We start from the raw sequence: 16,689 nt of genomic DNA on the forward strand, positions 1-16,689 counted from the left end.
CGAGCGGACAAAGTCGGATTCGGGATTCGGGGTCAGGTCAGGCGCGGCACCACCGCAATGGCGCCGCGCTGCTGGATGTCGTTGGCGGTGATGGCCAGCACCGGCTTGCCGCTTTGCTGGCTCAACTGGTGCGCCACCACGACAGGCAGCAGGGCACCCGCCGCGCCGACGTAACCGCACGGTGTGCCCAGGGGCAGCAGATCGGCGGCCACGTCCAGCGTGGGAAAGCGTTCAGAGACGATGCGTGCGACCTCCACGGTGCGCACGGGGTGCATGCCGGTGTCGGTGACGACGCTGGCGACGAGCGGTTCCGCATCGGTAGCGGCCGGCTTCGCATCGGCAGGTGGCGTCTTGCTGTTGGCTTCGGCAGGCGCGGCAGCGGCAGCAAGGGTCTCCAGCACGTGACGTACTGCGCCGTTAAGGGCTTCCAGTTGCGGCTGGCCGCGATCGGGCGTCGGCGCCTCCAGGCGGGCCACGCTGGCGCGGGTGATTGTGATGGCGGCCGGTGGCGTGTCGTCACCCGTGCCGTCAACAGACGGCGTTGCCGGAGCAGCAGCAAGGGCCGGCGCGCAGAGCAACACGCCAGCGGCGGCTTCGCCCGGCACGCGGCCATGCTGGCGGTTGGCCTCGAACAACTGCTCCTGTTGCGTCAGTTGCTCCACTGCACTGGGGCCGACCAGCGAGTCGGCCACCACCAGCATGCGCAGCACGCGCTCGTCGCTTGTGCGGTTGACGGCCTGCGTGGCGCGATCAAGCAGCAGCAAGGCATCGGCATCACCCTTGGCGGTGATCGGCTCAAGGGTGAGGTGATTCGTTGGCCAGATCACGCTGATGCGCTGGCGCAGCCAGGCATCTGCGATGGCCTGTTGTTGCGGTGTCCATTCGCGCGGCAGCAGGGCGGTGATGACGAGCCGCGTGGCATCCGGGCCGGCGGGTTCTGGCTGTTGCGCGACGGCATGGGCCGCAAGTTCTTCGGCAACCTGCCCAGCAAGCGTCAACGCGCGCAGCTGTTCGTCCAGCCAGTCCACGTCTGGGTGGCGCTCCGTCAGCTCGGTGCGCAGGTCTTCGATGTCGAGGCCATCCACGGGTGCTGCAAAGATCGGTTGGCCAAAGCCTTGTACATCCGTCAGGCCTGGCTGGGTGCTGGCCTGCACGGCGTCCACCAGCGATGCCGCATCGCTGCCGCCCGGCGCGCGCAATGCACTGGCCAGCAGTACGGCACGCCAGTGGCGCGTTGCATCTTGCGGGTCGGCCGGTGTGCCATCGCTCTTGGCGGCAGCAGCGGGTGCTGCGGCCGAGAGCTCACGCCCGGCCGCCACGTTGGAGCGGATGCCGTCCAGCGCGCGCTTGATGACCCAATAGCCAATCACCATGCCCAGCGGCAGCAGGAACAGGTAGGTGACGATGTCGGCGGTGCTCGGCATGCGGTTGGTGGACTGCCACCACACGATGACGGCAATCCACACCACCACGAACGCTGCCAGCAGCGTCAACCCGGACCGGAAGAGTCGTGCAGCCATGTCGTTCTCAGATGCTGCCCGTGTTGCCTTGGCTCGACAGGAGCGTGGCGCCGCAGGCGGTCTTGTCGCCGTGGCGCGCGGCCTGCTTGCCGTCGATGATGACGTTCGGGTCTCCGGTGACGATGACGGTGGTGCCGCCATGGCCTTGCTTGGGGCAGGTGACCTTGTCGCCCACACAGGCGATGCCCTTGCCGCCCGTGGACGTGTTGCCCGACGCGCTGATCACCACACCGCCGTGGTCCGTCTTGTCACCCAGCAGGATGAAGGGACGTGTCATTGCATGCTCCCCGTATGTGTTCGATTCATCGATTCGTCATTGGCCTGGCGCGTCGGGACGCTTGCCGAGTACGCCCTTGCGACGCAGCTCCACATGGCCCAGGTCCATCATCTTCCAGCGGCCGCCCCACACGAGGCCAACCGACTCCGCCGTTTGCCCATACAACTCGTAGCCGCGCATCGCCCACGGGTCTTTCTCACTGATCACCAGCTTGCCCTCGCGGAAGAACGCGCTGTCTGCTGCCAGGCCGTACTGGTGGTAGCTCTGATACGCCCCAGCCTGTGTGACGTTGCTGCCCATCGCCGCCAGCTTGGCTTGCCGATCGGGGCTGCGGAAGCCTTCGAGCAGCGCCATCTCGTAACCGTGTTCGTCGCGCATGATCTTGTAGACGAGCAGCAGACGCTGGCGGAAATCGGCGTCGAGCAGGTTCCAGTCACGGCTCGCATCGCGGATGGCCGGGCGGATCAGCTCGACCTCGCGCGTGGTGAACACCTCGGGCGGCAACGGCGGCGGCGGGATCAGCCGTTCACCATTGAGCAGCGCAGAGATGTGCGGGTCCGGCTCACGCACCTGGTCATCGTCAAACTCGAACGACTGCTGCTCGCGCAGCGCCAGCGCCACAATGGGTGGCACCGACAGCACACCCATAGCCCCCAGCAGCAACAGTTTCCGGCGCGCCACGAACCGCTTGAACGCAGACGCATTCGACGCTGCGCTGTCCACCGACCCGCGCAACGAGCCCGCCGAGCGCGCACCAACCACGGCCGCACCGGTGCTCAGGCGCTGCCACTGCGCGCGCACAACCGCAGCGCAGCGTTGCCGAACCGACGGCAACAGCAACACGGCAGCCACCACCACCATGGCGACGAAGTAGAGAGCGAGAACAACGAAAACCATACCGACCTGCGGAGCGTAGGCGTTTACATCAATTCAGCCTGATTTATATCTGTATTCAGGAGTTGAAAATATTATGAAACGATAAAAATTCAGCCGATTTTAGGCCCCGTTTTATTAACAAACGATAAAGAAAGAGCGTGTCTTTCCTAAGCATTTGTCTTTCAGCTAGGCCAGACTTAGAATCAGCAGCCACAACCGGAATCGGCATGTTTTGTTGTACCTGATGCTCGGACGTTGTTTTTGAACCGCATACGCTCGCCGCGCATTCTATTTCAATTCTGGACCCGTGATGAGTAATAACGGCGATTTGAAAAAAGAAGGGCCTCCGACGCTCTTCAATTCCCAGTCTGAAACTGATGAGGCTGGTCATACACGCATCCTCGCGAGCCTGGAAGGCAGGGTCGGGGCGGGTGGCAAGCCGCCCAAGCGTTCGGGGCGTCGCTATGGCATCGCTGCGGTCATCGCGGTGCTGGTGGCGGGCGTCGGTGCCTGGGTGGTGCTGAACCCGTCGGGCGATCAGAGTGCACCGCAAGTGGCCGAACACGCGACGCCTGCCACCCCTGCAGCCGCACAGCAGGCCGCAGCCGAGCCCGCACAGGCTACGGCGGCCACGCCTGCAGCGGCTGCCAGTGAGAGTGCCGTAGCTCCCGCGGCCACCATCGTCAACGTGGCCCCCAATGACGAGCACACGCTCGACAAGCTGGGCAAGGATGAGCAAACCGCCAAGGCAACTGCCGATGCTCCTGCAAAGGATGCCCATACCTCGACCACGGCGCAGCAAGCCGTGACGGCCAAATCGGGTGATACGCCGCAAGCCAAGGCGGAAACCGCCAAGCTGGTTGCAAAATCCACCAATACGCCGGTCAAGGTTGCACAAGTTACAAAGGCAAAACCGCAAGCCACGACAAAAGCCAAGAACCGTAAAGGCGGATTGGCGGCGGATGATCCGGATGCCGATTTGCTGGCGGCATTGCTTGCACCGCAAAACGCCAATCAACCAGCCAATCAACCCAATTACAAGGGGAAATAGCCGCTCGGTGGATGTCCGGAAGGGCAATCGCCAGGCGATGTTTGTGTTGCCGGGCGTTAATCAGGCGGCTGGCGCATTGCGAGACAATGCGCCGCCCACACAATGCATGCGCGCCGGCTTCACGTCATCGTTCTTACGTGATGCGCCCGTCGTTGCAGTATCGGACAGCGAATGGACGTAACGACCCTTCTCCAGAACCTCTTTGCGCCGGCGCATCGTTTGTATGCCCTGGAAGGCGAAGGCCCGCTGGCAGACCTGGCGGTGGAAGCGTGGCTCGGCCGCGAGGCGCTCTCCGATTTGTTCGAGTGGCGCGTGGTGGCGGTCAGCGCCAACGCGCGCATTGCGCTCAAATCGCTGCTCGGCCAACGCGTGACGTTGGTCACAACCTTGGCCAATGGCACGCAAGCCAAGCGCACCGGGCTCATCCGCCTGGCTGAGAAGCGTGGTGCAGACGGCAGCCTGACGCGCTACCGCCTGACCGTCGTGCCCTGGTTCTGGCTGGCGACGCAGCAGCGCCACAGCCAGGTGTTCCAGAACCGGCCGCTGGCGGACATCTTTGAGCAGGTGCTGAACCCGTACGCACCGTATGCATCGTGGCGCTATGCCGCCGGCGCCGAGGCGCGCATGAACGACTTCGGCACGCGCAGCCACATCGCGCAGTTTCGCGAGACCGACTACCACTTCGTCACACGTCTGCTGGCAGAGGCCGGGCTCGGCTTCACCACGGTCGAAGACGAGCAGGCGCATGGCGGTCATACGCTGGTGATCTTTGCCGACAGCACCCAGTTGGCGGAAGACACGGAATCGGCTGCTGATGGCGGCATTCGTTACCACCGCGCGCACAGCCAGGAAGAAAGCGACGCCATCCAGCAACTCGCCTGCCACAGCCGCACGACCGTAGGCGGCGTGGCCGTGGCCGCGTGGGACCCGGAAGGCAAGAGCAGCGTGCGTGGTCATGCGCCGGCACGCGCTGGTGCCGTATCGGGCAGCCCCGACGCGTATCTGTCGATCAGCCCATCGCTGGCGCCCGATGCCGCCAACGCACAGCGCGTTGCCGAACAAGTCATGGAAAGCCTGGAGGCGCGCGCGCTGCTGTTCTCCGGCCGTGGCACGGTGCGCACGCTGCGCAGCGGCACGCGCTTGCAGTTGCGCGACTGCCCGCATCTGCCGAACAACGTAAATTCGGACCCCAATGCCGACGCCAGCGCACCGTATCCGCTGCTGATGGATCTGGTGGAGCACTGCGGCATCAACAACCTGACGGCCGACACGCACCTCGCGCTGGGCCAGCGGTTGGGTGGGGTGGACGCTTCACTGTTGTTTGATACGCCACCTGATGCGCCGGAATCCGGCCCGGGTGTCTTCGGTTTCCAAGAGGCGGACGCGCCCGTCGAACGTTTGACGCCCACCGGCGAGCTGCTGGCCGCAGCGCGCAAGCATGGCTATGTCGGCCTATTCCGCGCCGGCGATGCCCGCCGCCCCTGGCGTCCGGCCGTGACGGAACCTGACACCGGCCGTTTGTACTCACCACCCACGGCACAAGGCGTGCACAGCGCCATCGTGGTCGGCCCCGACGGTCAGACGCAAGCCGGTGGCGATGGCGAACACCACACCACCCCCGCCGGTGAAATCCGCGTCCGCTTCCCCTGGCAACAAGGCGAGCGCGCTGATGACCGCAGCACTCGCTGGGTGCGTGTGGCACAGCGCCAGGCAGGCTCGGGCATGGGCTGGCAGTGGCTGCCGCGCATCGGCCAGGAAGTGCTCGTCAAGTTCAGCGAAGACGACATCGACCAACCAGTCGTGATTGGTGCGCTGTACAACGGGCAAGGTGAAGCCGGTATCGCGCCCACGCCGGGCGGGCAGGGTGCCTCTGGCCAGAGCGACGGCGCCGCGCTCTACAAGCAAGGCAGCGACAGCGCCACCAGTGCGCAGGGCAACGTTGCCGGTGGTCACAGCCCCGCGTGGCACGGCATGGGTACAGAAGCCGAGGGCCACCGCAACGCTGCCGCACACACCGGCTTCAAGAGCGCAGAACATGGTGGCAGCGGTTACAACCAGCTCGTCTTTGACGACAGCGACGGTCAGCTGCGCACACAGCTTGGCACCACGCAGCAGCATAGCCAGCTCAACCTCGGCCACCTCGTTCATCAACAAGACAACCGGCGCGGCAGCTTCCGCGGCCAGGGCTTTGAGTTGCGTACCGATGGGCACGCCGCCGTGCGCGGTCAGGCGGGCCTATTGCTTACCACGTACCGCGATGCCAGCAACGGCAAAGCCCTGCCCACGGGTGACAACGCAGCAGGCATCGCGTTGATCAAGCAAGCCAAGTCACTGACCGCATCATTGGGGCAGGGCGCTGTGACACACCAGACCGCTGCACTTGCCACCGCCAAAGACGACGACGCGCCGCTCGGCAAGCAGGCCAAGGCTGCTGCCGGCATGGTCGACGGCAAGGCGCTGGATGCCGCCAAGCAAGACGCCAGCGCCGGCAACACCGCCACGCAAGGCAAGGTGCCGCACCAAGGTGAGGCCATGGCGCACCTTGCCGGCCGTGCTGGCCTGGTGATGGTGGCGGGCCAAGACTTGCAGTTCTCCAACGGCGAAAGCATCGCCCTTGGCAGCGGCCAGGACACCAATCTCGCCATCGGCAAACAGGCGCGCCTGCACGCGGGTCACGCCATCGGTGTAGCAGCGGGTTTGTCCAAGGCAGGGGACAACAACATCGGGCTGCAGATCACCGCGGGGCAAGACAACATCGACGTGCAGGCCCAGCACGACGTGCTCAAACTGATGGCCAAGCAAGACCTGAAGCTGGTGTCGGCCAACATGAACGTGGATTTTGCGGCGGCCAAGCGCATTCGCATTGCCACGGCGGGCGGGGCGTCGATCACGATTGAAGGCGGGAACATTACGGTCGAGTGTGCTGGGCCGATTACGTATAAGGCGGCGCAGCGGCAGTTTCAGGGGCCGCAGGGCACGAGTTACAGCCTGCCGAACTTCCCGCAGTCTCCGTTTAACCTCAAGGGCGCGTTCCCGTTCTCCTGATTTTCTTGCCTAGCTTTCATGCTGATCAGCTACCCCATTCTGGAAACGCCGCAGGCGAACGATACCGAGGAAACGTTGCTGGCTCGTATGCTGGCGCGCGCAACAAGTCCTGCCGGGCAGTATCCGGCGAACACGATTAGGCAATACAAGGTGTGGCACGGTGGTTTGCATTTGGAGGCGACGAACGCCACCCCGATTCGGGCCATTGCTGACGGAACGATCGTCGCGTATCGGCAGGCCGCAGCCAGTGAGCAGTACCAAGGCCAGCTGTACGACACTAGCTTTGTCCTGATCAAGCACGAGACTGAGAGCGGTGAGAACACGCCTGTTGTGTTCTATTCGCTGTATATGCATCTTGCGAGCCGTGATGCGCTGACAACTGATCAAGTATCCAGTTTGCCGTCGCTTTTTCAGCAGGCGGCAGCGATTGGACCGGACGCCAAATCGCCACCGGTCTCCTCGCCGGCTGAACGTAAGCAGGCTCGCGTGTACCGCAAGGACATTCTGGGCTATCCGGGGTTGCAGTATGGGCAAACCGATCGGCGGCTGCACTTTGAGGTCTTTACCACGGAGGAGCATCTGGGCAGGTTCTGGAAAGACAGTTCCACCGCAACCAACCAAACCGCCAGTGTCGATTTCTATGGCGATGCGCACTTCGTTATTCCGGCAAGCACGACGTTCACTGACCGGCATCCGAATGCAAGCCCGCCGCATCGCATCGTCTTCAGCGCACCGTATGACTACGCGCCGCACGATTTCCCGTTGGACGTTGGTCAAGCCGGTGCAAACAGTGATCAGCTCTTTGTGACCGTACGCTTAGACAGGGGGAGACGGATTGCGACGACATACTCAATGCAAGGCGGGGTGTGTCAGCAAGTCGGTCCGGCTGTCGAGCAGGCCAACTATGAGTATGAGCTTTTCAGACTGGCTACGACCCTGTATCCAGATCGCCCGAGTGCCGGATTCGAGTGGCTGCGCTTCGGTCGAATACTCTCTGGCGAGACGACCACCACCAACCAGAACTGGCAACTTGTGCGTTACAGCGACGCTGCCGTCGGTTACGTGGATCTAGCGCAAGCCAATGTCGTCAAGCTTTCCGATGCGGATTTCCCATACTGGCGAGGATGGGAAAAATTTGAAGAAGGCGAACTTGCAAGCCCGACGGATGCGTTCGTTGACGATCAACGTGCGTTGCAACTACTGAATGACCCGAGCGATGTTGGCCAACAGAAGCTTCGGCATCTCGTTGTCAAGCACCCCAGTGAATGGGATGCTTCGGATCTTGGGGCCCGGTATGCGAAGCTCAGGCAGCAAGGTGAACCCCTAGAGTCCGAGGAGAGTTGGCAGCCGTTCGAGGCGCATGTCCAGAAGTTAGCGTTCTGGGAAAAAACTGGTGGACTGGATCGCTCAGTGTGGCACTTCCACCCACTGGAATTTATTTCCCATTTCAGAAGATGCAGTTGGCTCCACAAATCAGAATTGCTGCAGCTACTTCCAATGAATTCTTTGAGAAAGGCCGGGGCAGCGTGGGTGTGGGAGCCGGTTCATTTATCCGGTGCGGCAACGTTGTTGGGAAGCACGCCCGGAGCCGCATCGAGAAGACTGGCGCTGAATAAGGCATTGAACAAGTACGGCATCGGAACTACCGTCCGGAAGGCATGCTTTTTTGGAAACGCAACTCAGGAAACCCAATGGTTTTTAAAGTTTCATGAGGGGAGTCCTTATTGGTATAAGCCATGGGATGGCCGCGGTTTTCTGCAATTAACTCACGCCACCAATTATTGCAAATACTGGAGCTTTAAAGGTGAGCCGGTGTCTGCTCAAGTCAAGTCGGTGTTAGATGTGGCTACTACAACCGCCAACAACAATCGGCCGCTTGTTAATGGACATAAGTTGATGACGGATCCAACAAACTCCCTGAGTGATGCAAACACACACATCCCTCAAGAAGTCATAGATAAGAGAAACGCTGTCGCTGAGGCTTTTGATGCGGCGAACAGCGCAGGTGTTTATTGGGCGTGGTCATCCGCATCAAAGTCGGCTGATGCCTTTATCCTTCAACCACAAAACACAAGGCGCCAGGTTAACACCGGACAAGGGGTCAAGTATTACTACGAAAATCAAGCATTCGGAAGTGTCGCCGGAACGGTGAATACGGGGTCACCATCAAGTTCGTACTCGTCTATTTGGGGGGTTCAGGCCCGCTTCCAGGCATTCGCAAACGCGCAAGTCGTGTTATTGGATACACCGGCATTCGAGCACACGGATGGTGTTACGCGTGATATACCTCAAGGCTTTGAACGGAGGGAGATGGAATGAGCTATGCGAACGCGTGGGTTCTGGCGATCGCTGGGCTCATCTTTCAAGCACCGTGCCTAGGTCAGTCATTGGTGACAGTGGGAAACGCTCCAGGGGAAGTTGCGACAGTGATTGGCCCAAGCAAATTTGCCGTGGACTTGGGGAAGTGTCGGTTTTCCGTTGATCTTCTCCCTAGCCAACGCATGACCTTCAATGACCCGGATCTGGTTGTTTATTACTCCGGATCGAAGGAGGGGGGAGAGGCGCATTTGCGGCAGGCAGAGACGAATTTTGGTGCGTCATGGAGTTTTGAGAAGAAAGGGTCTCGTCAAGAAAAGTGGCTGGGGATGATGTGTGAAAGCGCTGAGAATTTTTCAGCACAGACCTTGGGGCGGAAAACGATCGAGGGGGCAGAGGTTAGCTCAGCTTTAAGCGATGTGCGCGAGAGTAACGATTTGCGTTGCCCAGCAGATCTGAAAGATGGGAAATGGATTCCAAGGCCAATTCTCAAAAAAGGCGAGAGTTATGTGTTCGCGGAGATATCTGGAGCGGGTTGGGTTGGATTTTTAATCGGATATAAGGCGTCGAAGAGTCGTAAGGAATTATCTTCTTTGCGATTCTGCGCTTTGAGCGGTGATAATGTTCTGATGGGGGCTGCTGAGAACTCGGAGCAGCCATTGGCGATCCCAGTTGGTGCTATGGGTGAGATTATAAAATCTTTGTCAACTATCCGATTTTCGGATTAATTTCATTTTCCGTGAAGAGGTGTTGGAGGTTCTAGCAACCAAGATGTCCAATCTTGCTTCGGCTCAGTTGGAGGGGCTGGCGGCTTGCCGGCGCATCAACAGTTCTTCCGCTATGCGTATTTCATTTTGAATGACATGCTAACCATGCCGGACGAAAATGGCTTACGCCGCCAGGTGGAGGATATCTATTGATTCGTTGCATTGTATTTCTTTGGACATTTCTCATTTGCATGAGTGTCAGTGCTCAATCGGCAATGGATACTGGAAATATTAAGAGCATAGCAACCAATGTCATGGATCCGGATGTCGTGCGGCAATGCGGGATGTCAGTGCGTGTTCCAGATCTTAAGTATGTATATGATCAGCCAATGGGCTTTGGGTGTACAGGATCGTATGAAAATGGTGGGCAGGCTGTTTTGGATATGGATATTCAATATGATCCGAATCAAAATAGCGAGGGTGCGCGTATCAGCTTTGTGATTGAGGGCGTCGGTGTCGATAAGAAAATCGGCGATGACGCTGATGGAATATTTCTCGTAAGCGGAAGCGGTGCTCCAGCGTTACGGCCTGCGGCAGCGTATGGCGAGTCAAACTGTGGGCCGGTAACCGATACAAAGGTCACGCCAATTCACGGGGCTAACTGGCACGGGTGGATTGCAGAGGAGACATTTGGGAAAGTGCGTCCGGGTTGCAAGCCATCGAGAGAGTTTACAAAGGCGTATCGCTGCGTTCATGTCATGGTAGGTAATGACGCAGTGACAGCTCAGCTTACCGGTGTCTGCCTTCTGAGGAAGCGAGAGTTCAGTCTGGAGAATGGGTTAAGTTACGATTTATTTATGGATATGATGCATTCTCTGCGGTTCGTTGGGAAATAGTGGCAATAAATTTCTGCCGAACATTAACCGACGCATACAACCCTACGTGGTGCAGAGCTGGCAGTGACGTCAATCACGACGGTGAATACAGGTGATGCGTAAGTGAACAGCGGTGCGCACCTAAGCTGCAGAGCCTGCATGAGGCTAGCGGCAGTGTCGATGCCTCAGCTCGCACTGCGTACTTAGAGAAGGCACGGTGTCCGTCTCTGGCGCCTTACCGGTATGGCATCGCCTATACCCTGATTGGCGTGGGCGGTGTGATCGTGCTGGGTGCCATGGCGCTGGCATTTCTCTTGGTCAGCCCCTTCTTCTAAATCAACCAACCTCTCTCAGAAAGATGCAATACAAAATCGCTGTAGCTCTTCTCACCGCCGTCTGTATGAACGCTGGCATCGGCGCTCAGCTCACCACGCCGTCGCAGGACTCTGCCAACCCCGTTCAAGTCAGCACAAAGACCAAAGCTCAGGCGAAGAAGCACGTAAAGAAGCGCTCTAAGATCGTGCGGTCCCGCAAGAACAACGCGGCACCGGCGCGCGATTCCGACGCGGATGTGCTCGCGCAGGTGCTGGCCTCGGATAACAAGAGTCCGCTGTGGGCAAAGCCGCAGCAGTAAGGGTGCAGTGGGCCGTCAAAGTTTCGCTGGCTAGGTGTGAGCCTGCCGTTATGCCAGGCCTTGCTACGAACTGAGTGTGCATACGTAGCAACTGAGCCATGATGAGTCTTCGTTCGCGTGCCGCCGGCAAACGGAAGCCCACCTGGAGAAAACTTGTCTTTGCTCTTTCCTTTGTGGCGGGACCGGCAATCGGTGCCACTTCGGCGGGCCTCTTCTTTGTGGTGGCGGTTCTCGTTGAGCAACCGTCGAAGTGCTGCGGTGTAGAAGATCTGTTGTTGGGCATCTTGCTGCTTGGCATTTTTGGTGCACCAGTTGGACTGGTGGTCGTGCCTCCTTTGGTTTATTGGTATTTTCTTTACAGACCCTATCGTTCCCAGTCAGCCCACCGCGTGCAGCACTTCAATGAGGCACAAAATCGGCCGGACTGCGCCGATCGCTAAGCAGCGAAGGAAGAAAATGAGGACGCTTGCGTTAGACAAGTCTTGGCGTGCCAGCCTTCTTGCGATCGCGGTGAAGGTGGTTTGTGTGCTGGCGATTTGTCATAGGAGCAGCAGTGCGGCCTCCATCGCAGACGCGATGCCGAATGCAACTGAAGCACAGCGCGAGATGATCCGGCGGATGGAGAAGAGCGCACCGCCGACACTCAATGGCATTCAACTCTATACGGGACCCGAGCGAACCCCAGCGTTTCTCAAAGGGCTGACGATTGTCGGCTACAACTACACCGACACGGCGATTGCCAATTTCTCGGTTGAAGGCGCAGGCGGCGGAAATATTGAAGTGTCTTCGCGTGGGTACAGCTATGGCGGTGGCACGTGTTGCGCGCCGATTCCACAGGAGACGCCACTGCCGGTTCCGGTTGGCATTAAATGGCAACGCGACGGCATTGGGGTTCGTCCATGGTGCGAGCAGACTGTGTTGCTGAAGGGGCCGATGCCGAGAGATGCAAACTTCTTCGAAGTGCATTTCTATCAGGACGGCACCATTCAGGTTGCGATCACAGACTATCCGTCACGACCTCGCGTGTCGATGGATCGATACAGCCCTGCACTGCGGAAGCCCAGCGGAAACATAGACAACGATAGTCAGCACGCAAGGTGCAGCGACAAATGAACGAGACTGTCAGCGATAGCGCCGAAACACGAAAGCGTGACTTCATTCGAGGCGCAGCCGTCTTCCCGGTTGCAGGACTGGCATGCTGGGCCATCCTGAAAGTTGGTGGCAATAGCCAGGATTGGGGCGTCGGGTTTCTGACGGTACTCGTCGGAGTTGTCCTCGCTGTCGGTGGCACGATCTGGGCATTGGTCGCGGGGCTAGTGCACAAAACGTTCAAGATCAGCGCACTCGGATTGCTGGCTGGGCTCTTGCTAGTTGGAATCGTCAGAGGCCATTAGATGCGCCGCTGAGAGCCCTTTGGATTTGCAGGAAGGTCGCCGGCGCGATGCAGATATCCTCCGGGAGCACGAATCTCCTCAAGAGATAGTCGGCCCAGCAATCGCCAGGCTGCCTCCCAACACGTGCCGGATACCCAGTCTGCGATAATTCTGATTTTGGCCAGACAGCCTTGTAGGCTCCAGCCATTCATCGCTAGACTCTTGCCCATCCCTTTCAGTGCCATAGAGAAGGGGATCGAGGCGTGGAACCCTCGTGCATACCGGGCAAGAGTCGAGCATAGATTCTTGTCCTCTTTCGCTATGGCCCGGCTTCGTCTCTATGGGCGAGCTGGGCGAGTGCGGCTTCGGCCGCCCCGACTGGTATGCATCGGTGTTCCACCTCGTCCGTGCTCGCCCACCCTCATTCGTGGTGGCGCGCAGTTCTCGTTCAAAGGAGACCGAGCGTGACCCTTCCCATTTCTGATCTGCATTCCGATTCGTACATTGCATTGCGCCTGGAGGCGCATGCCGAACTGTTCGACAAGCTTTCCAAGCTGCGCGCGTTCCTGGGCATGCTGCACACGTACGGTCTGGAACACTTCTTTACCCTGGATGAAGCCCGCAAGGCTGAATATCTCGGCACGTGCTTGGCGTGGGCAGACGAAGCATTCAATGCGCTGACAGTGTGGGATGGGGCGAACAGCTAGCTCGCCCATGTGCTGTCTTCGAGGCGTCCATCGCTGCCAACTCTGAAGCCTGTCGAAACTGGCTAGCGGGGAGACTTGAAGCGTGGGTAAGCAGATATTGCTGGTCGAACAAGACCAAGCGGAGCGGGAACGACTGTTGTCGTCCCTGCGCGGTGGTGGGCATGTTGTGCAACGGGTTGACGATGTTGAGCGGGTATCTGCAGCCGCTCAGTTCGCGTCACTCGATCTATTGGTGATGGATTGGGCGCAACCGAAAAACGTGTTGATCGATACGTTGCTAGCGTTGCGTACCAGCAAGCATATTTGCAGCCTGCCGGTCATCGTGCTCTCGCACTTTGACGATATTCACACCAGGATCGCCGCGCTCGACGCGGGCGCCGACGACTACATGGTCAAGCCTTGCGACATGGGGGAGCTGCACGCTCGCATTCGTGCCGTTTTACGTCGTCGCATGCCACAACCACCGGTCGACGAAATCCCGCAGGTCCGTGGGCTGCAGCTTGATCCACTTACGCTTGGCGTGACAGTGCAAATCGAGGCAGGGATACGAGCAATCTCGCTCAGTCCGCTGGAATTCCGCCTGTTGCACTTCCTGGTGATGCACCCGAACCGCGTACATGCCCGTGCGCAACTGCTTGATCGCGTTTGGGGTGAGCACATCTTCATTGGTGAGCGGACGGTCGACGTGCACGTGCGCAAGTTGCGTGCTGCCCTGGCGGGCACCGCGTGCGATGGCCTGATCCAGACGGTTCGAGGCGGCGGCTATCGTTTGGTGGCGGATGCTGATGCTGGTAGCGAGGTGCAGTCGAAGCAGGTCATCGGCGTGCAAGCAGAAGTCGTCATGGACCAACCTGAGTTGCGGCATGCCGCTAGATCCGTGCCGGATGCAGTGAACGTTGCTGTGCAGAAGGCGGCGGTGACTCGCTGGGGCAAACCTAGCCGTAAAGCGGCCACGGGAGCACGTCACCACCCGGACTAGATGTAAACGACAACACCCCAGTCCGGCCCACCCCCCACCCAATGTGCTATCGTCCCCGCCACACAAATTTCACAAACACCGGGTATGCACGACGTTGTTATCAGCGGCACGGGCCTGTGGGTCGCGCCGGAGGTCATCACCAACGAGGAGCTTGTCGCCTCCTATAACGCCTACGCACAACGCTTCAATGCGGAACACGCAGCAGCCATTGCTGCGGGTGAGCTGGCGCCGTTGTCGGAATCATCGGCGGAATTCATCGAAAAGGCTTCAGGCATTCGCCAGCGCTACGTGATCGACAAGGCTGGCGTGCTGGACCCGGCGCGCATGCGTCCGCATCTGACGCAGCGCCCGGATGATGCGCTGTCCTTGCAGGCCGAGATCGGTGTGGCGGCCGCGCGCGATGCCCTGGCTGCCGCCGGCCGCGATGCTGCGGACGTCGACATGCTGCTGTGCGCAACGTCCAACTTCCAGCGCCCGTATCCGGCGCTGGGCGTTGAAATCCAGAACGGCATCGGCGCGGGCGGTTATGCGTTCGACATGAACGTTGCGTGCTCCTCGGCCACCTTTGGGCTGGAGCAGGCCATCAATGCGGTGCGCAGCGGCACAGCGCGCGCCGCGCTGGTGGTGAGCCCCGAGATCACCTCGGGCCACCTGGATTGGAAAGACCGCGACTGCCACTTCATCTTCGGTGACGTGTGTACGGCCGTGCTGGTCGAGCGCGCAGAAGACACCCGCTCGGCCGATGCCTGGCGCGTGCTCGGCACCAAGTGCGCAACCAGCTTTTCGAACAATATCCGCAACAACGCCGGCTACCTCTCGCGCAGCGAAGACCGCAACCCGGACGACCGCGACCAGCTCTTCCGCCAGGAAGGCCGCAAGGTGTTCAAGGAAGTCTGCCCGATGGCCGCCGAGCACATTGCCGCCCATCTGCAGCAACTGGGTCACACGCCGGCAGACGTGCGCCGCTTCTGGCTACACCAGGCCAACCTGGCGATGAACCAGTTGATCGGCAAGCGCTTGCTGGGCCATGAGGCCTCGGCTGATGAGGCGCCGGTCATTCTGGATGAGTTCGCCAACACAGCCTCGGCGGGTTCGATCATTGCGTTCCACCGTCACCGCGCCGACATGAAGGCGGGTGACCTGGGGCTGATCTGCTCGTTTGGTGCGGGCTATTCGATCGGCAGCGTGGCGCTTCAGAAACGCTAAGCCGCCGGCGGGCGATGCTCAGGTTTTGGCCGGCAGCGTCGCCCGGAAGAAGTCCAGCGCACGGCGCACAGCCTCGGCGTGGACGACGTCACGATCGACGCCTGCCTTGTCCTGGCACAGCAGTGGCAGGTGCGGTATCGCCCCCGGGTGGCACGTATCGATGAAGGTGTAGTGCGACGCGCCCGGAACCAGCACCACATCGGCGTTCGGCACCAGGCCGGCGATGCGGCGCACGTTGCTCTCCACGGGTACCGTCACATCGGCGTCACCCGCCATCAGCGAGACCGGCAGCGCAATACTGCGCAGGGAGTCTGCATCCAACGCCATGCCCAGGGCTGGTGCGATGGCAAAGACGGCCTGGATGCGCACGTCGCGGTAGGAGGCGCCTGAGCGGGCAAGGGAGGCTTCCGTTGCTGCCGTTTTCGGCGCATTGGGTCCGGGGCTCGGCTGCAAGCGATCCATTTCTGGCGGCCGGCAGATCGCGTCGCCTTGTGGCCCGCCGCAGAATGCTTCGAACGCCGCCACATTGGTACGTGCGCCTGCTAGCTCCAACACCGTATAACTCCCCAGCGAGAAACCCACTGCGCCAATGCGTGTGCGATCGACATGCGCGCCCAAGACCGGGTCGGCGAGGATGCTGTCGAGCGCCTCGCTCACATCCGTTGCGCGTTCCCACCACAGCATGAAGCCGTCGCGCGTGAGGGGCTCCAGCGCGTTGTTCCCCGGATGGTTCACACCCGCGACGATATAGCCGTTGGCGGCCAATGCGGCGGCCAACCAGTCGAGGCTGTCGGCTGTGCCCCCGGTGCCGTGCGACAGCATGAGCAGCGGGTAGGTGGAGTGGGCGGGCGCCAGCGCCGCTTCGCCGGCCGATGGATGGCCGCGAAATGTTGGCCGACCGGGCTCGCCGATGTTGCGCGGCGTTTCAGGCACTGACGCATCCACCGGATACCAGATGTTGGTGACAAGCGCTTCCGTGCGTGCGCCACGCCAATGCCGCTCGACTTGGGGATGGAACACGCGGGAGGTTTCGCCCACGTGATAGGGCGCGGCGGGCTCGGCCGCACAGGCGGCGCCCATGACAAAGGCCGCCAGCGCGGCGGCAACGCAATGACGCAACATC

16 protein-coding genes are annotated in these 16,689 nt (G+C 60.5%); 12 read left to right on the forward strand and 4 right to left on the reverse strand.

From position 1 onward, the window contains the following. Nucleotides 1-32 precede the first annotated feature (32 nt). From F7R11_RS21615 to F7R11_RS21625, 3 genes are read right to left on the reverse strand one after another with little or no spacing between them, the layout of a single operon-like run. Nucleotides 33-1,520: a hypothetical protein gene (locus tag F7R11_RS21615; protein WP_064807959.1), complete on the reverse strand. Its 1,488-nt coding sequence runs from the start codon at nucleotides 1,518-1,520 to the stop codon at nucleotides 33-35. 7 nt (nucleotides 1,521-1,527) lie between these two features. Next, nucleotides 1,528-1,797: a PAAR domain-containing protein gene (locus F7R11_RS21620; RefSeq protein WP_021193560.1), complete on the reverse strand. Its 270-nt coding sequence runs from the start codon at nucleotides 1,795-1,797 to the stop codon at nucleotides 1,528-1,530. Nucleotides 1,798-1,833: 36 nt separating this feature from the next. Next, nucleotides 1,834-2,694 carry a M15 family metallopeptidase gene (locus tag F7R11_RS21625; RefSeq protein WP_064807956.1) on the reverse strand — a complete coding sequence of 287 codons (861 nt, stop codon included), beginning with the start codon at nucleotides 2,692-2,694 and terminating at the stop codon, nucleotides 1,834-1,836. Between the two features lie 289 nt (nucleotides 2,695-2,983). On the opposite strand from F7R11_RS21625, the gene F7R11_RS21630 reads away from it, so the two are divergent. The 12 genes from F7R11_RS21630 to F7R11_RS21685 all read left to right on the forward strand — a co-directional run bounded on the left by F7R11_RS21630 (nucleotide 2,984) and on the right by F7R11_RS21685 (nucleotide 15,566). Next, nucleotides 2,984-3,724 (forward strand): hypothetical protein, encoded by a 741-nt coding sequence (locus tag F7R11_RS21630; protein WP_064807954.1) that lies wholly within the window; start codon nucleotides 2,984-2,986, stop codon nucleotides 3,722-3,724. Between the two features lie 171 nt (nucleotides 3,725-3,895). After that, entirely contained in the window at nucleotides 3,896-6,769 is a 2,874-nt protein-coding gene (locus F7R11_RS21635) for a type VI secretion system Vgr family protein (protein WP_064807952.1), read from the forward strand. An 18-nt stretch (nucleotides 6,770-6,787) separates the two neighbouring features. Next, nucleotides 6,788-9,088 (forward strand): M23 family metallopeptidase, encoded by a 2,301-nt coding sequence (locus F7R11_RS21640; RefSeq protein ID WP_064807950.1) that lies wholly within the window; start codon nucleotides 6,788-6,790, stop codon nucleotides 9,086-9,088. A gap of 182 nt (nucleotides 9,089-9,270) precedes the next feature. After that, complete coding sequence (locus F7R11_RS21645) at nucleotides 9,271-9,813, forward strand: hypothetical protein (protein ID WP_151180561.1); 543 nt, start codon at nucleotides 9,271-9,273, stop codon at nucleotides 9,811-9,813. Nucleotides 9,814-10,043: 230 nt separating this feature from the next. Continuing rightward, entirely contained in the window at nucleotides 10,044-10,688 is a 645-nt protein-coding gene (locus F7R11_RS21650) for a hypothetical protein (protein WP_151180562.1), read from the forward strand. Nucleotides 10,689-11,067: 379 nt separating this feature from the next. After that, entirely contained in the window at nucleotides 11,068-11,301 is a 234-nt protein-coding gene (locus tag F7R11_RS21655; RefSeq protein WP_231973284.1) for a hypothetical protein, read from the forward strand. Nucleotides 11,302-11,399: 98 nt separating this feature from the next. Then, complete coding sequence (locus tag F7R11_RS21660; protein WP_151180563.1) at nucleotides 11,400-11,741, forward strand: hypothetical protein; 342 nt, start codon at nucleotides 11,400-11,402, stop codon at nucleotides 11,739-11,741. A 16-nt stretch (nucleotides 11,742-11,757) separates the two neighbouring features. Continuing rightward, the gene (locus F7R11_RS21665; protein WP_025584881.1) at nucleotides 11,758-12,414 is read left to right on the forward strand and encodes a DUF3304 domain-containing protein; all 657 of its coding nucleotides are present in this window, start codon (nucleotides 11,758-11,760) and stop codon (nucleotides 12,412-12,414) included. Next, complete coding sequence (locus F7R11_RS21670; RefSeq protein WP_025584879.1) at nucleotides 12,411-12,695, forward strand: hypothetical protein; 285 nt, start codon at nucleotides 12,411-12,413, stop codon at nucleotides 12,693-12,695. Before F7R11_RS21665 ends, F7R11_RS21670 begins: the two co-directional genes overlap by 4 nt. Nucleotides 12,696-13,138: 443 nt before the next feature. After that, a complete protein-coding gene (locus tag F7R11_RS21675; RefSeq protein WP_231973282.1) occupies nucleotides 13,139-13,381 on the forward strand; it encodes a hypothetical protein in 243 nt (80 codons plus the stop codon). Between the two features lie 82 nt (nucleotides 13,382-13,463). After that, the gene (locus F7R11_RS21680) at nucleotides 13,464-14,360 is read left to right on the forward strand and encodes a winged helix-turn-helix domain-containing protein (protein WP_082932945.1); all 897 of its coding nucleotides are present in this window, start codon (nucleotides 13,464-13,466) and stop codon (nucleotides 14,358-14,360) included. Between the two features lie 84 nt (nucleotides 14,361-14,444). Further along, entirely contained in the window at nucleotides 14,445-15,566 is a 1,122-nt protein-coding gene (locus tag F7R11_RS21685; RefSeq protein ID WP_064807941.1) for a beta-ketoacyl-ACP synthase III, read from the forward strand. A gap of 18 nt (nucleotides 15,567-15,584) precedes the next feature. Here F7R11_RS21685 and F7R11_RS21690 read toward each other — a convergent pair whose 3' ends face one another. Beyond that, on the reverse strand, nucleotides 15,585-16,688 hold the full coding sequence (locus F7R11_RS21690; protein WP_064807939.1) for an alpha/beta hydrolase family protein: 1,104 nt from the start codon (nucleotides 16,686-16,688) through the stop codon (nucleotides 15,585-15,587). Between the last annotated feature and the right edge of the window lies 1 nt (nucleotide 16,689).

The sequence above is a fragment of the Ralstonia insidiosa genome, from assembly GCF_008801405.1.
GTDB classification, from domain to species: domain Bacteria; phylum Pseudomonadota; class Gammaproteobacteria; order Burkholderiales; family Burkholderiaceae; genus Ralstonia; species Ralstonia insidiosa.

Coding starts and splice junctions, on each gene's coding strand:
- F7R11_RS21670 (WP_025584879.1), top strand. CDS start 12,411: ATGAACGAGACTGTCAGCGATAGCGCCGAAACACGAAAGCGTGACTTC.
- F7R11_RS21635 (WP_064807952.1), top strand. CDS start 3,896: ATGGACGTAACGACCCTTCTCCAGAACCTCTTTGCGCCGGCGCATCGT.
- F7R11_RS21645 (WP_151180561.1), top strand. CDS start 9,271: ATGACCTTCAATGACCCGGATCTGGTTGTTTATTACTCCGGATCGAAG.
- F7R11_RS21630 (WP_064807954.1), top strand. CDS start 2,984: ATGAGTAATAACGGCGATTTGAAAAAAGAAGGGCCTCCGACGCTCTTC.
- F7R11_RS21665 (WP_025584881.1), top strand. CDS start 11,758: ATGAGGACGCTTGCGTTAGACAAGTCTTGGCGTGCCAGCCTTCTTGCG.
- F7R11_RS21660 (WP_151180563.1), top strand. CDS start 11,400: ATGATGAGTCTTCGTTCGCGTGCCGCCGGCAAACGGAAGCCCACCTGG.
- F7R11_RS21685 (WP_064807941.1), top strand. CDS start 14,445: ATGCACGACGTTGTTATCAGCGGCACGGGCCTGTGGGTCGCGCCGGAG.
- F7R11_RS21640 (WP_064807950.1), top strand. CDS start 6,788: ATGCTGATCAGCTACCCCATTCTGGAAACGCCGCAGGCGAACGATACC.
- F7R11_RS21690 (WP_064807939.1), bottom strand. CDS start 16,688: ATGTTGCGTCATTGCGTTGCCGCCGCGCTGGCGGCCTTTGTCATGGGC.
- F7R11_RS21620 (WP_021193560.1), bottom strand. CDS start 1,797: ATGACACGTCCCTTCATCCTGCTGGGTGACAAGACGGACCACGGCGGT.
- F7R11_RS21625 (WP_064807956.1), bottom strand. CDS start 2,694: ATGGTTTTCGTTGTTCTCGCTCTCTACTTCGTCGCCATGGTGGTGGTG.
- F7R11_RS21650 (WP_151180562.1), top strand. CDS start 10,044: ATGAGTGTCAGTGCTCAATCGGCAATGGATACTGGAAATATTAAGAGC.
- F7R11_RS21655 (WP_231973284.1), top strand. CDS start 11,068: ATGAACGCTGGCATCGGCGCTCAGCTCACCACGCCGTCGCAGGACTCT.
- F7R11_RS21615 (WP_064807959.1), bottom strand. CDS start 1,520: ATGGCTGCACGACTCTTCCGGTCCGGGTTGACGCTGCTGGCAGCGTTC.